Here is a 1,427-nt window from a genome sequence, read left to right on the forward strand (position 1 = left end):
TAAACTGGATCCTATAAAGTAGACGCTTAATAAAGCACCCTACTTTTAGGACCCAGTTTTTTGTTGTTTAAAAATTGAAATACTCCCTCTGATATTGGTAAACTACAGATAACTATTGGGTTTGAATCTTCTAAAGAAGGAAGGATCTTATGAAAAGACATACATTTACAAGTGAAGAAGTTGAACAATTATCACTGAGTATTTTCGCTAAAAATGTTTCAAAAAAATCTATTACTTATACAGATGAATTCAAAGCCCACTTCGTGGCGGAACGACAAAAAAGAAAATATTCAAAGGATATTTTTAGGGAAGCAGGATTAGACCCTGATATTGTAGGAGCGGAAAGAATCAGGTCCTTCTCTAAAAAATGGATGAAACGGTATCGTGATAAAGGCGAGTTAGGATTGCGCGATACGCGTCAAGGTAATTCTGGACGTCCTCGATTAACGGAACTCTCTACAGAAGAGAAATTGAAAAGAGCACAGAGAGAGAATGAACTATTGCGTTCGGAGTTAGAACTGATAAAAAAGCTAGACTTCGCAGAAAGGAGAGGGAACGGGCTGACAAAGACAGAAAAATTTGAATTGATTCGTAGAGTGACCTCTCGTTTTTTTTCGGTATCTGTTAAACGAGCGTGTGATTTACTTGAGGTTTCTCCCTCTGGATACTACAAACATTTCTCTTGGGAATCCGAACGGATTCGAATCTGGAGAGAAATGTTAGATGAATTTTGGAGAGACCAAATCATTGAAGCAATGGCCTATAAGAAAGTGCCTAAAGGCTCTCGTGGCATCGTGATGTACTTTTATAATACTGTTGGTATACGAGTCAATCGAAAGAAAGTGCAGCGGATTATGCGAAAGTATGGACTTGTCTGTCCGATCCGTCGTAAAAATCCCTATAAAATGATGGCTAAAGCAACTAAAGAGCACCGAACGAAGAAGAACATACTTAAACGCTCCTTTGATCAGGGAAAGCCATTTAAAGTCCTTCTCACCGATATCACATACATGCATGGAAAAAATGGATTTGTTGGTTACCTTTCTACCATTATCGATGGGGCCAGTAAGGAAGTTTTGAGTTACTGTGTTTCAGACAACTTAAAACAAGATATCGTAACCAAGACCGTTGAAAGAATGATTGACGATTACGGGGATAAACTGGCAGATGATGTTATTATTCATTCTGACCAAGGCGTCCACTACACAAGCCCAGTCTTTCAAAACCTGGTAAAAGGAGTGGGTATCGTACAGTCAATGTCCCGACGCGGAAACTGTTGGGATAACGCCCCTCAGGAAAGTTTCTTTGGCCACTTGAAAGATGAAATCTACTATGAAACTTGCACGTCAGTGCAAGAATTAAGATTAGTTATTGATGATTATATGGACTATTACAACAACGAACGAGGACAATGGAAACTAAAAAAA

Annotated in this window: 1 protein-coding gene; it reads left to right on the forward strand. The window is 38.7% G+C overall.

Going from position 1 to position 1,427, the window contains the following annotated elements; genetic code table 11:
* Window positions 1-149: 149 nt before the first annotated feature.
* On the forward strand, window positions 150-1,427 hold a 1,278-nt coding region (locus AX762_RS12240), incomplete at its 3' end, for an IS3 family transposase (RefSeq protein ID WP_071849390.1).

This window comes from Alkalibacterium sp. 20, assembly GCF_001885615.1.
Taxonomy (GTDB): Bacteria; Bacillota; Bacilli; order Lactobacillales; family Carnobacteriaceae_A; genus Alkalibacterium.